This window comes from Algoriphagus lacus, from assembly GCF_003583985.1.
GTDB lineage: Bacteria > Bacteroidota > Bacteroidia > Cytophagales > Cyclobacteriaceae > Algoriphagus > Algoriphagus lacus.
The window spans coordinates 399,868-413,924 of the sequence record NZ_QXML01000003.1 but is presented as its reverse complement, the minus strand read 5'-3'; the positions used below and the strand labels follow the sequence as shown (position 1 = coordinate 413,924).

8 protein-coding genes are annotated in these 14,057 nt (G+C 46.2%); 2 read left to right on the top strand and 6 right to left on the bottom strand.

The window, feature by feature from the left end; all coding sequences use genetic code 11:
- Nucleotides 1-10: 10 nt before the first annotated feature.
- Nucleotides 11-1,324, bottom strand: a complete 1,314-nt coding sequence (gene rimO / locus D0X99_RS08860) for a 30S ribosomal protein S12 methylthiotransferase RimO (RefSeq protein ID WP_119477346.1) — start codon at nucleotides 1,322-1,324, stop codon at nucleotides 11-13.
- A 442-nt stretch (nucleotides 1,325-1,766) separates the two neighbouring features.
- Between rimO and D0X99_RS08855 the strand changes: the two genes are divergently transcribed.
- Complete coding sequence (locus D0X99_RS08855) at nucleotides 1,767-3,770, top strand: alpha-ketoacid dehydrogenase subunit alpha/beta (RefSeq protein ID WP_119477312.1); 2,004 nt, start codon at nucleotides 1,767-1,769, stop codon at nucleotides 3,768-3,770.
- Nucleotides 3,771-3,881: 111 nt separating this feature from the next.
- A complete protein-coding gene (locus D0X99_RS08850) occupies nucleotides 3,882-4,376 on the top strand; it encodes a GNAT family N-acetyltransferase (protein WP_119477311.1) in 495 nt (164 codons plus the stop codon).
- An 86-nt stretch (nucleotides 4,377-4,462) separates the two neighbouring features.
- Here the strand turns inward: D0X99_RS08850 and D0X99_RS08845 are convergent, their stop codons facing one another.
- The 5 genes from D0X99_RS08845 to D0X99_RS08825 all read right to left on the bottom strand — a co-directional run bounded on the left by D0X99_RS08845 (nucleotide 4,463) and on the right by D0X99_RS08825 (nucleotide 14,017).
- Complete coding sequence (locus tag D0X99_RS08845; RefSeq protein ID WP_119477310.1) at nucleotides 4,463-6,022, bottom strand: sulfatase family protein; 1,560 nt, start codon at nucleotides 6,020-6,022, stop codon at nucleotides 4,463-4,465.
- 82 nt (nucleotides 6,023-6,104) lie between these two features.
- The gene (locus D0X99_RS08840; RefSeq protein WP_119477309.1) at nucleotides 6,105-7,787 is read right to left on the bottom strand and encodes a right-handed parallel beta-helix repeat-containing protein; all 1,683 of its coding nucleotides are present in this window, start codon (nucleotides 7,785-7,787) and stop codon (nucleotides 6,105-6,107) included.
- 29 nt (nucleotides 7,788-7,816) lie between these two features.
- Nucleotides 7,817-9,229 (bottom strand): sulfatase-like hydrolase/transferase, encoded by a 1,413-nt coding sequence (locus D0X99_RS08835; protein WP_119477345.1) that lies wholly within the window; start codon nucleotides 9,227-9,229, stop codon nucleotides 7,817-7,819.
- Nucleotides 9,230-9,323: 94 nt separating this feature from the next.
- A complete protein-coding gene (locus D0X99_RS08830) occupies nucleotides 9,324-10,859 on the bottom strand; it encodes a RagB/SusD family nutrient uptake outer membrane protein (RefSeq protein WP_119477308.1) in 1,536 nt (511 codons plus the stop codon).
- 5 nt (nucleotides 10,860-10,864) lie between these two features.
- Complete coding sequence (locus D0X99_RS08825) at nucleotides 10,865-14,017, bottom strand: SusC/RagA family TonB-linked outer membrane protein (protein ID WP_119477307.1); 3,153 nt, start codon at nucleotides 14,015-14,017, stop codon at nucleotides 10,865-10,867.
- Nucleotides 14,018-14,057: the final 40 nt, after the last annotated feature.

Sequence of the window (14,057 nt, the reverse complement as noted above, 5' to 3'; positions counted from 1 at the left end):
CAAACTTTTATCAGTCTTCTATGGTAGCATACAGATCAAACTCCGTTGCGTCAAATATCTTGGCTTGCACAAAATCTCCCACTCGGCAATAGAACTTGGAAGCATCGATCAAGACTTCATTGTCCACCTCAACTGAGTCAAATTCTGTTCGGCCAACAAAGTGACCACCTTCTTTTTTATCGATCAGGACTTTATACGTCTTGCCGATTTTCTCCTGATTGAGGTCGTAGCTGATTTGTTCCTGTACTTCCATCAGGTGATTGGCGCGGTCCTGCTTTTCTTCCTGAGAAAGTTTGTCTTCCATCGAGAAGGCATGGGTATTTTCCTCATGGGAATAAGTAAACACCCCCAACCGCTCAAACTTCATTCGCTCTACAAAGTCCACCATCTCCTGAAATTCCTTTTCACCCTCTCCAGGGTGTCCGGCGATCAGTGTTGTACGGATCGCAATCTCTGGAATCATCTCCCGGATGCTGTGGATGAGTTCTTCCTGCTTCTCACGGGTGGTGCCTCGACGCATAGCCTTCAGTACATCGGTCGAACCGTGCTGCAAAGGAATATCCAAGTACTTGCAGATATTCGGACGGTCTTTCATCACCTCGATCACGTCCATTGGGAAACCGGTCGGATAAGCGTAATGCAATCGAATCCAGTCGATTCCCTCCACGTCGGAGAGGTTGCGAAGGAGTTCGGCCAAGTTTCTCTTTTTATAGATATCCAAGCCGTAATAGGTCGAATCCTGAGCAATCAGCAACAATTCTTTGGTTCCGTTGGCAGCTTTGTGCTGAGCTTCTTTCACCAATTCCTCGATCGGCCGGGAAATGTGTCCTCCGCGCATTAATGGAATTGCACAAAAAGAACATGGTCTGTCGCAACCCTCTGAAATCTTCATGTAAGCATAATGGGCTGAGTGAGTCAGCAGACGCTCACCAACCAACTCATGCTTGTAGTCTGCCTTGAATTTTTTCAAAATCGCTGGCAAATCCCGAGTACCAAAAAATGCATCTACCTGTGGGATTTCCTTTTCCAAATCGTCTTTGTAGCGCTGTGAAAGACAGCCGGTCACGTACACCTTGTCCACCAAACCCTGCTCCTTGGCATCCACATACTGGAGGATGGTATCGATCGACTCCTGCTTGGCATTGTCGATGAATCCGCAGGTGTTGATGATGATGATGTTGTTGTCATCAGAGTTGGACTCGTGGCTGGCATTGATGCCGTTACCTCTGAGTTGGGTCAGCAGGACTTCGGAATCCACCAGGTTTTTGGAGCAACCCATGGTGATGATATTGACTTTGTCTTTCTTTAATGTTCTCGCTTTCACAGAATTCGCTTCGATTTGGGTGTGCAAAGGTAATTAAAAAAGGGTTGAAATGGTTCGTAGGTTCAAAAGTTGTGAAGTTGGTTAAGCTCACCCTATCACTTTGCCACTTCCTCACCTCTGGGCTTAACACTTTGATAAAACAAGCTTAACGTAGAGCTTCGCATTCGGAGAAAAGCATTGTCTAATTTTGAATCGTACAGCAAATACTTTTTAACTCCTTGCATTTATTTTTTGCCCCGATGCGAATCGGGGCGCTATGCAGGGGAGAATGCATATGTGATTTCGGCTTTGGAATTTCAAACATTGATCCACTCAACTTACCCTTGCTATCTGTAAAATCTGTGAGAGACTTTTTCATTTATCTCTTCCCCAATTTTCCAATTCCAAAAAACTTTTGCCGATTTCAGGGCTTAGAGTACCTTAGACTTCCAAATCGAATCGTATGGAATTCACTGCCCCAAATGCCCAAATACTGACTTTTGACCGAAAAAATCACAGTGACGAAATTCTCCTCAAACTCTACGAATCCCTGATCATACCCCGCCGGATTGAGGAGAAAATGCTCATCCTTCTTCGTCAGGGGCGGATCAGCAAATGGTTTAGCGGATGGGGACAGGAAGCCATTTCGATCGGTGCGGTCAATGCCTTGGCAGCAGATGAATTTATCCTACCCATGCACCGAAATCTGGGGATTTTCACCGGGCGAGATATGCCTTTGGAGCGGCTATTTGCACAATTTCAGGGGAAAAAATCAGGCTTCACCAAAGGTCGGGATCGCTCTTTCCACTTCGGAAGCATAGAGCATCACATCGTCGGGATGATCTCTCATCTTGGCCCTCAGTTGGCCATTGCGGACGGGATAGGTTTGGCGCACAGACTTTCTGGAGAAAAAAAAGTGACTCTGGTTTTCTCCGGAGATGGAGCGAGTTCAGAGGGAGATTTTCATGAGGGATTAAATGTGGCAGCGGTTTGGAAGTTGCCGGTGATTTTTGTAGTAGAGCACAATGGCTACGGACTTTCTACTCCAAGTGAAGAACAGTTTGCCTTCAAATATTTCACCGAAAAAGGCCCTGGCTACGGCATGGAGGCTGTTCGGGTACAGGGTAACAATGTCTTGGACGTCTATGACACCATTCTCAGACTAGCCGAGGACATTCGCGAAAACCCAAGACCGGTTTTAGTAGAAGCCATCACCTTCCGCATGAGAGGCCACGAGGAGGCCTCCGGTACCAAGTACGTTCCAAAGCACCTTATGGAAGAATGGGCCCAACTCGATCCGGTGGACAATTACGAATCCTTTCTCGAATCCATCGGAGTACTTAATGCGACGACCAAAGAAAAACTGAATAAAAAAGTCAAAACGGCGATCAACGAGGCCTTGGAGATCGCCTTTGCCGAGGAAGCCATCACGCCAAATTTGGAAGAAGAATTGACTGATGTATATGCTCCGTTTTCCCAAAAAGTCATCTCTCCTCAAGGACCAAGCACCGAAAAACGCTTCATCGATGCGATCAGCGATGGACTCCGTGAATCCATGGAAAAATATCCAAATCTGATCCTGATGGGGCAAGACATTGGTGAGTACGGTGGAGTCTTCAAAATCACAGATGGCTTCAAAGCTAAATTCGGCGGGGATCGGGTGCGAAATACACCTCTTTGTGAAAGCGCCATCATCGGTGCCGGACTGGGCCTCTCTATCAAAGGCTACAAAGCCATGGTTGAGATGCAGTTTGCAGATTTTGTAAGCGTGGGCTTTAATCAAATCGTCAACAACCTCGCAAAAATTCATTACCGCTGGGGCCAAAACGCTGACGTGGTCATACGGATGCCGACTGGTGCAGGAACTGCCGCAGGGCCATTTCACTCCCAATCCAACGAAGCCTGGTTTTTCCATACTCCGGGCCTAAAAATCGTCTATCCTTCCAATCCCTACGATGCCAAAGGCCTGCTCAATGCAGCTTTGGAAGACCCCAACCCATACCTCTATTTCGAGCACAAATTACTTTACCGCTCTATTTCCGGACCTGTGCCGGACAGCTACTACACCACAGAAGTAGGGAAAGCAGCATTGGCAAAAACTGGAACCCAAGTCTCCATCATCACTTACGGCATGGGGGTGCATTGGGCGGTCAAAGCAGTCGATGAACTCGGGATTTCAGCGGATATTCTGGATCTGAGAACGCTCCTTCCTTGGGATCAGGAAGCGGTGGCCACGACGGTGAAAAAGACCGGAAAGGTGATTTTCCTCCATGAGGACACCCTTACTGGAGGAATCGGCGCGGAAATTTGCGCCTGGATTTCCGAGCATTGCTTCCGCTGGCTGGATGCCCCGGTGATGCGGGAAGGCAGTTTGGATACGCCAATCCCTTTTGCTCCGAATCTGGAAAAGCAGTTTTTACCTGAAGCAAGATTTAAGGTGAAGTTGAAGGAGCTGATTGAATTTTAAAATTGGAAGATTGAAAAATTAAAAAATTGGGTTGGAAAGTTGTAAGGTTGAAAAGTGCAAAGCAGCCTAACTCTAAGTTAACAGCCCGTATTTCGTATCTCGTATTTCACTATGCAAATCCGCTTACTACATAAAGAAGAACTCACCAAAGTCCAGTCCATCGCTCATCGCACTTGGCCATCGACTTTTGCCAATATCCTGAGTCCGGAGCAGATCGAGTACATGCTGAATTGGATGTATGACCTGAAAATGCTGGAATCGCAAATGGAAAAAGGGCATACTTTTTTGATGGCTGAAGAAAACGGGAAAGAGCTTGGATTTGCAGGTTTTGAACTGAATTATTCCGAAGGTCCAAAGGCGAAGCTCCATAAAATCTACCTGTTGCCCGAAGCTCAGGGAAAAGGTGCCGGAAAAGCCTTGATCCTGGAGGTAGCCGACCGAGCCAGAAAGACCGGGCAAAAAAGCCTTCTTCTCAATGTGAACAAGTACAACCAAAAGGCCATTGATTTTTACACCCGAATCGGTTTCAATGAACTCTACAAAGAAGTCATCGATATCGGAAACGGCTATATAATGGACGATGTGGTGATGGAATTGAACCTTTGAGGTTTTCACAAAAATTAGCTCTCAGATGACACAGATGGAAATTAAATCTGTCATCATCTGTATCATCTGAGAGAAAAAATCAATTTTCACTTCAATTCCACCTGTTCAATCTTGCTGTTATCTCCCCTTATCTCCTGATACTTTTTCTTCATTTCTTCCAGCTTTTCAGGATTGGATTGAGCCAAGTTATTTTTTTGCCCGGGATCATCCTTCAGGTTGAACAGCTGGTAATCAGGAGAATTACCCATCTCAATGTTGACATTTTTTTCAACGGCAGGGCCAGGATATGGGGGAATCATCACCCAATCCCCAGCTCTGAGGGCAGTTTTGGTGTAGGCTTCCATCACGAATGATTCTCTGCCTTTTTGGGTCTTCCCGAGGAGAGCATCCAACAGATTTTGGCTATCTGGACCTGTTTCCTCGCTTCCGACAAGAGCAGCCAAAGAAGCCAGCAAATCTATCTGAGTCACCAAGGCATCCGAAACCCCCGGTTGGATTTTTCCCTTCCAATAGGTGATAAACGGAACTCGGGTTCCGGCTTCGTACAGGGAATACTTTCCACCTCTAAATGGTCCGGCAGGAGTATGATTACCCAATTTTTCCACCGCATCGTCATAGTAGCCATCGTTCAACACAGGACCATTATCACTGGAAAAGAAAATCAGCGTGTTTTCCAACAGGCCCTCTTCTTCCAAGGTCTTGTACAATTCACCAATCACCCAATCTGCCTCAAGCAAAGCATCTCCTCTAGGGCCCATACCTGATTTTCCTTCAAATCTTGGGTGCGGAGTACGCGGCACGTGCGGCTGCTGCATCGGAAAAAAAAGGAAAAACGGATTTTCAGATTTTGCCTTTTCCTTGATATAGGCCTTTCCCTTCTCCAGAAAATGGTCTGCCATATCCACATCACTCCATTTGGCACTTTGGCCGCCTTTCATGTAGCCAATTCTTGGAATGCCGTTCACAATGCTGTTGTTATGTCCATGGTGCCATTTCATGGTAAGCATTTCCGGGTTGGTGATTGCAGTGGGCTCACCTTCAAAGTTCTTGTCGTAATCCACTGAAATAGGATCATTGGGATCCAAATTCACCACTCGCCCATTTTCAATATACACCGTCGGCACCCGGTCTTGAGTAGCCGCTAAAATGTAGGAATGATCAAATCCAACGTGCTTCGGGTTTGGAGAGATTTCCTGATTCCAATCCACAAAGCCAGTTCCCAAACCCAAATGCCATTTACCGATGACTGCGGTGTGATACCCCTGTTTTCTCAGAATTTTGGGCAGCGTTACCTGTGCCGTATCGATGATCAACGGAGCGGTACCTGGGAGGATTTTAGCGTTCTGATTTCTCCAAGGATAGGTCCCAGTCAACAGTGCGAAGCGGCTAGGGGTGCAGGTAGCTGAGGAAGAATAACCGTTGGTAAACCTCAAACCTCCATTGGCAAGAATATCCATATTTGGGGTTTGAAGTGTCCCCGACTGGTAGGCACTGACATCTCCGTAACCCAAATCATCCAAGTAAATAAAAACGATGTTGGGTTTCTTTTCCGGCACTTCTTCTTTCACGACTGGCCGTGCACAGCTTTGAAAAAATAAAGCTCCAAATACGCAAAAAAGCCAACTAAAACAGGTTGTTTTCTTCATGTGAGTGAGTATTAGGTTTGGTGTTATTTATAGGTTTTGAGTTTCAAGAATGCAAAAGATAGTTTTTCCTAGATTCATAATCCTATTTCGCCTTCAGACTTTCAGTAGATAACTTTAAGACTTGGATTGCCCCAATTCCGGGATTTCCTTCAATCAGATTTCCCAGAAAATCCTTTTTAATTTTCAATCCCTCGATCAGCCCAAAACGGTCTCCCGGCAGCTGGGGAATTTCAATTCCGTTTTGTGTCAAAGCCAAATTTGTTGGAATATAATCCTCCGGATTCAAGCCTCCAGGATTGACAAACCCTGGATCACCAAATCGGGATTCCTGAGCCTGAATGATCGCATTGGATGGCCAGGAATTTTCGTGAAGGAAGAGGTTGTTTTTGAAAAAGACTTCCTCCATCACGCGACTGGAAATGTCATCCGGCACATATTGATCCCCTGCCACCTGCTCGGATTTTCCGATGATATGAAAGATATTATTTGCGATAAGGATCCCCTTTGATCCATTATCCACGGCAATTTTGGACACCAAATCTGCTGCAACATAGATGGTGTTGTTGTAGAAGTAGGAGTTCACAGGTCCTTTTCTAGGCTTCTTTTCTCCCTGATAGCCACTTAGCCAAAAGGTTTTTCCTTCCTGGAAAGCTCCGTCCTGACCTTTAATCCGATGACCGTCATTGACACTGATGTTGTAGCGGTAAGCGCAGTTGTAATTATTCCCCAGCACCTCAATGAATCCACCTGCATTGTGTGCGCTTAGATTGTATTGCAGGACTACATTATCGCAATTGTAATCGATGTGCGCACCGGCCGAGTCCCCCGGGCCATTGGCATACATAAATTTGTTTTTTTCAATCAGCACATTGGAAGCGCCCCAAGTCCAAAGTCCACTTCCCCTTCCCCATTTCCGGCTGTCATCGGTGCTGCCGGAATAGGCCACCTCATTGTCGGTGACATGGACAAACTTGACCCCGGACATTTGGATGCCAGGTCCACCTACCTTAGTAACTTTGTTTCCCGCTATGGTAATCCGACGGATATTTTGGCTTTGATTTCCGGTAAGTTTGATTCCGGTGTGGCTGACGTTGCTGATCTGTGAATTGAGGATTTTCACTTCCTCGATCATGGCCGCATCGGACTGATTGATCAGCCGTATTCCCCAACCGTAACGCTGGGTACCGTTGGCAGATTTGACCTCCTGGGCTCCTCGGATGAAGCCTTTTTCTTCGAAGAAAACTTCCGAAATCCGAAGGCTGTCCAAGGTAATTCCTTTGACCTGCGCGTTTCCGGTAGCAAGGATCAAAACCCCAACCCGCATCGTGCCTTCTGGCAATTTCTCTCCATATCCGTCACCTGTGATTTGCATGTTGCGGACTTGGACAAAACTGGAGTTTTCAATTAAAACTCCGTTGGCGAAGCCCTTTGCATCAATTTTTGCCGGAATCCTCTGACCGGAATCCGTCCCTTCATCCCAATACGATTGAATGAACAGAGGGTGATTGGATGAACCTTTAAATCCTACCAACTCCAAAGTGCCCCGGAAAACTTCCCCTCCTGCCAAAAGAATCCGATCCCCTGGCTGCAAGGTCAGGTCCTTGATTTTCGATAGGCTCTGAAACGGATGTCCTGCATTCAATCCTGAATTTTGGTCATTTCCTTTCTGCGGGTGAAAGAAATAGTCCTTGGCCTTGGCCGATTGAAGGGAAGTAAAAACAATTAATATCCCCAAGAGTGGGATCAGTTTTCTGTTAGTTGTCATTTTTAAACAGTTCAAGGAAAAAAAATCCGTTATTCTTTATCTTTTTGCTCCGGCGTAAATCGATCGGGATGCTTCAGATTGTACTCTTTTTCTTCCAAAAGCCCCAAAAACAAAGGATCCATCAATAGCTTTTTCCATTGTTCGATCCGCTCAGAAAGTTTGTTTTTTCGGGTAATATCCGTTCCGATGAGATTGTTGCTTTCGGAAAGATCACTTTGGATATCAAACAAGTAATCCGCTTGGGACTCCAGGATCATTTTGGAATCGGGAGTACGGATTGCAAACCGGTTTCGGTCAAAATTTCTCCAGTACAAAGCCTGATGGGGTGGTTCCTGCTTTTCTCCTGTGAGAAAAGGAATGAGATTCACTCCGTCCAATTCATTTTTCGGTTTTGCCTTGGCCAAGGAAGCGGCTGTGGCAAAGATGTCAAGCGAAATCACCGGATGTTCGAAGCGTTGACCTGTGGGAACTTGTCCTTTCCATTGCATGGCAAAAGGCACTCGAACGCCACCTTCGAAAAAGTCGCTTTTGAATCCTCTCAACGGACGGTTATCTGATGCATTGTCCTTTGTCGGTCCTCCATTATCTGAAAGGAAAAAAACCACCGTATTTTCTTCAATTTCCAATTCAGCAAGCAAATCCAACAAAGCCCCGACTCCATCATCCACGGCACTGACCATGGCGGCATAGGTTCTTCTTTTTGGGTCCTGAATATTTGGGAATCGGTTGAGGTACTTTTCCGTGGCCTGCATCGGCGCATGTGGCGCGTTGTAAGCCAGATAAAGGAAAAACGGTTCGTCCTGATGGGCTTTTACAAAATTCAAAGCTTCTCTGGACAGGGCATCAGTCAGGTATTCGGTTTCCTCTACTGGAGTATCATTTCTTACCAGTTTGGTTCGATAGCCGTCGTATTGGGTTTTTGCTTCACTTTCATCCCTCAGATTCCAGTCCTCCGGAAAATACCGATGTCCTCCTTCGAGAAACCCATAAAATTCATCAAATCCCCTTTGATTTGGCCGTAGCGTTGGATGCATTCCCAAATGCCACTTTCCCAACACTCCCGTTTTGTATCCTGATTTTTTCAGGACATCTCCCATCGTTTCCTCACTCAGGGGCAGGCCCATAGTAGGGTCTTTTGGTGCCAAAAGGGGATTTCGGGAAAACCCAAATCGATCCTGATACCTTCCGGTAATCAATCCGGCGCGGCTTGGTCCGCAAACAGCATAGGATACGTATCCCGCTTCGAATACCACTCCGTTGGTAGCGATGCGATCAATCCCCGGAGTAGGAATGTCTTTGCTCCCATTGAATCCCACATCGGCGTAGCCTTGATCATCGGTCAAAATCACGATGATGTTGGGCTTTTCCAACGCAGGCCTTTTTTGCCCGAAGGCAAAAAATGAACAAGTAAGAAACAAGCAGGTACTTATGATTTTTTTCATACAGGCCGAAAGAAAAGGCAACACTCCCATCCCTGAAGATGGGAGTGATGAACCTACAAATTACCCTATCTATTTTACCGTAAAAACTCTGTAATTAATTCCAAACCGGGTTTTGCTCCAGCTTGGAGTTTGCGTCGATCTCTGACTGAGGGATCGCAAAAACCTCTGACTGTCTTCCTCTATACACTGGATTGTAAGGACCGATTTTGTCCGCCTTTACTCTGTCATAGGCCTTCTGAACTTCGCCCCATCTCTTGACGTCAAAGAATCTCAAGCCTTCAAAAGCCAACTCCACGCGACGCTCCAATCTGACCAATTCAATCAGTTTCTCTTTGGTCAAGGCTGTTCCGTTCACCTTGGTTACTGTTGGCATTTTGGCACGGGTTCTCAGCTGATCCAACAAGGTATATACTTCTGTGAGCTGACCGGATTCTGCCAATGCTTCGGCTCTCATCAACAAAACATCAGCATATCGAATCACATAGAAGTCCTGTCCTCCCGGCTGATCAGGTCCGATTCCGCTGGCAGAGACATTGTTTCTGATGTATTTCTTCTGACCAAAACGGGTCGCGGTATTACCCTGGAAGGCTCGGTTGAGGTGAATCAGGAAAATATCGCCCTGGAAGTAAACCGATGCTCCCAATCTTGGATCGCGGTTTTCTTTTCGAGCAGCAGGCTTGTATAGCGGTGATTGAGTGATCGGCAAGCCATCGATGCAGAGGTAGGAGTCGATCAAATTAGGCATCGGCTGCATATTCACTCTGGGAATTCCCAAGAACGTGGAAGAGAAGGTCTCTCCATTGGCGGATTGATCCTGGAAAAAGCGAACCGAAAACACAACTTCCTTGGACTGCTCACCAGCTTCGGTAAACAACTGTGCGTAATCCGGATGGAGTTGATATCCCAATCCCATGATTTCCGAAGTCAAGCGGATGACCTCGCCGTAGTTCTTATTGTACAGTTCAAAACGTGCCAACAATGACAAGGCTGCTCCCTTGGTCGCGTAGCCAAATTGGTCGGCTGGGTAGGATGCCGGCAAGGCTTCAGCCGCGGATTTCAATTCAGAAATGATGAATGCACGAAGCTCTTCATAGGAGTTTTTACCTACATAGGCTTCTTCCAAGGTTTGAAATTCCGTAATCAAGGGAGCATCCTCATAGTGAACCGCCAAATTGAAATAGAACAGTGCTCTAAGAAACTTGGCTTGACCGATCAATGCAGCTTTGGACTGAGGGGTGATATTAGCCTCTGGAATATTGTTGATGTTTTCAATTGCAATATTTGCTCTTGCAATTCCCCTGTACAAAGAGTTCCAAAAAGAACTGAAATAACTGAACGCAGGATCTGCTCTACCCTCCACAAAGTTTCCCGGACCTTCAAATTTGTAATTGTTGAAAGCGTTGTCCGCAAAACCATCGTGCTGAGGAATACCTGCGATGTTATTCAAATTGCCACCATACAAAACCCGGTCCTGCAAGGCATCATAGATCCCGTTGATTCCCAACAAGGCATCCTTTTCATTTTGCCAGAAATTATTTTCTGAAAGCTGGGTCAGGGATCCTCTTTCCAGATAATCTTCCGAGCAAGAGGCCAAAACCAGGATACTGAGTATATATATTAACTTCTTCATCTTGATTAAAATTTAATGTTGACACCTGCGGAAACGACCTTGTAAAGCGGCGCAGTCTGATCTGTACCTCCTCCTCTTTGTCTCTCCGGATCAAAATTATTCACTTTGGTAAAGGTCAGGAGGTTCTGTCCACTGATGAAAACCCGAGCCTTTTGCATGAGTGCCTTTTGAGAAATGCTCAACGGAAGGGTATAGCCAATTTCCAGGTTTCTCAGTCTCAGGTAAGACATGTCCTCGATGTAGAATGAGGAAATGACCGCGTTGTTCACCCCACCCAATCTTGGTAGCGTTTCGGAAGGATTTTCCGGAGTCCATCTGTTGATCCAATAGGACAAGGCATTGTTTCTGTCTCCTTCCATCGGTGTTTGACCATTGCTGTTCAGCAGACGGTCGATTTTACCAACTCCCTGGAACACCACGTTCATATCAAATCCTTTGAACTGGAAATTTGCGTTCATGCCATAAATCCACTTCGGGAACGGATTACCGATCACGGTTCGGTCAAAGGCATTGATTACCCCGTCAGGAGTACCCTCAGGACCGGAAAGATCCGCATACTTCAAATCACCCGCTGCTGTCAAGTTGCTGCCAAACTGCTTTGGAGAACTGTCAACTTCTTCTTTGGACTGGAAAACCCCAATTGCCTGATAGCCATAGTAGGCATTGAATGGAACACCGATTCGGATGATCGTACTGTTACCGATCGTCTCAATACCTCCAGGTCCCAAGTCGGTTACGACGTTGTCGGCCATTTTGGTAACGTTACCGGAAAGGTTCATTACCAACTTCCCGATCGTGTGACGGTAGTTAAGCGAAAGCTCCAATCCGCTGTTTTCCATTCCCGCAGCATTGACAGCAGCCAAGTTGGTCACCCCGATAGAGCTGGGGATTGGGAAATTGGTATACAAAATATCAGAGCTGATTCGCTTGAAGTAGTCCGCAGTCAAGCTCAGCTTGCTGCTGAAAAACGATGCATCCACACCGATGTCATACTGCTCAATGGTCTCCCAGGTGATGAACGGGTTTGCCAAAGAAGTCAGGGCAACAGCAGGTACAATGACACCATTGCCCAAGGTATAGTCGAGACCGGTGTTGTAGGTTTGTTCGTAGATGTAATTACCGATTCGGTCATTACCGCTGACTCCCCAGCTGGCTCTCAATTTCAAATCGGTCAAGGTCTCAGATCCATCCAAGAATCCTTCCCTGGCGATATTCCAACCGGCAGATAGGGAAGGGAATGTACCGTAGCGATTGTTAGAACCGAATTTGGAAGATCCGTCTCTTCTGACGTTGGCTTCAAAGAGGTATTTCTCCTCGTAGTTGTAATTCACTCTGGCAAAGAAAGACTGCCAAGCTTCTTCAGCTGCGCCTCCACTTACTGAAGGATTAACTACTCCTCCACCATTAAACTCCTGAATGGCATCAGAGGGGAAGCCCTGAAGTGATCCTGAAAATCCGTCGGTCTTATCATAGATGACCGAGTAACCTAGAATGAAGCTCAGGTTGTGCACATCCTTGAGGGTCGTAGAATACCTCAGGATGTTTTCATTCATTAAGCGGTAGTTGTAATCCAGCGTGTTGGTCAAGCTGTTCAGGTCATTCTTTGCAACCACATTACCAGCCCAATCTCTGGTGGTCAGGGTAGGTCGGAAATTTGAAATGTTTGCATAATTGATGATTACACTTCCACTGGTCTCGAAAAATAAGCCGTCCAAGATTTTGGCACTCAATCCGATTCGCTCACTGAGGTTGATGTTGTCACTGTTGTAATCTCCATAATATCCGGTCTGCAATACGTTATTGATCGGATAAGAGAAGTTCACTTTTTGATAAGCGCCATCCACAATTCCCAATTCTCCATTAGAATAGTAAACCGGCACTACCGGAGAAGAGCGCTGGAACTGATTGATAATTCCGGTCTCGCCGGTAATTGCAGAAGCACCTCCACTGGGTCCTTCAAATCTGGACCAGAATCCATTGGTCACGTTAGTTACCGTCAACCAATCATTTGGTTTGATGCTTAGGTTGATACCAAGGTTATATCGGTCAGTTTTGAATTTTCCTTTTACTACCGCATCCTGGGTTAAAAATCCCAGGGAGATTCTATAGGTGGTCTCATTTGTCCCACCGGAGAAGGACAGGTAATGGTTTTGAATTGGGGCATCCTGAAGCGCCACATTTGACCACTTGGTATTTGACCATTGATCCGGATTGGTGCCGTTTCGGATTGCTTCAATATCTGCTTCAGAGAATCTAATTGCAGTATTTGGGCCGTTTACGTTTCGGTCACGCTCGTTTCTCAAAAGCGCATAGTTTACAGCATCAAGATACTCAGGAATCACAGTGACCCGCTGCATACCGAAGTAGTTGTTGTAATCTGCTGAAAACTTACCCTTGGTTCCTTTTTTGGTAGTTACCACCAAAACCCCATTGGCACCTCTTGCTCCATAGATGGCAGAAGCGGAAGCATCCTTCAAAACCGAAATACTTTCGATATCAGAGGGCGCCAAGTTGTTGAATTCTGATAATCCATCGTATTGGATATTGTCAATCACCACCAAAGGATTGGTGCCGCCGAATGTCCCGATTCCTCGGATGGTAATCGCGGAACCATCGGCTCCCGGGAGACCGGAGGACTGAGTTAATTGAACCCCGGAAAACTTACCGTACATCAGTTGTGCGGAGTTGGTTACTGGCTGGTTTACTGCCTCGTCAAATTTTAGGGTTTCGACAGATCCGGTTAGGTTCAGTTTTTTCTGCTCGCCATAACCCACCACCACAACTTCCTGCAGCAGGGATTCGGACTCAGATAGATTCACATTGATGACGGATTGATTCCCTACCTGGATTTCCTGTGTGGTAAATCCCACCAGGCTGAACACCAAAATTGATTCTGACGACTTCACCGAAATGGAAAAACTTCCATCCAAATCAGTCACCTTACCATTGGTCGTACCTTTTTCCAACACCACTACACCGGGAAGTGCTTCCCCATCGAGAGATGTCACTTTGCCCGTGACGCCGACAGCCGATTGCCAGGCCCAGGAAAAGCCCATTGCATGGAAAAACAGCAATCCCAGCAAGAGCATTTTTTTCTGAGATAGGATTAGGCATTTCACCCTATCAAGCGTGTATCCTTTTCCAATTTTAATGTTCATGAAAGGAAGATTTTGAGTTATTGATAATTTTCTTTTGACC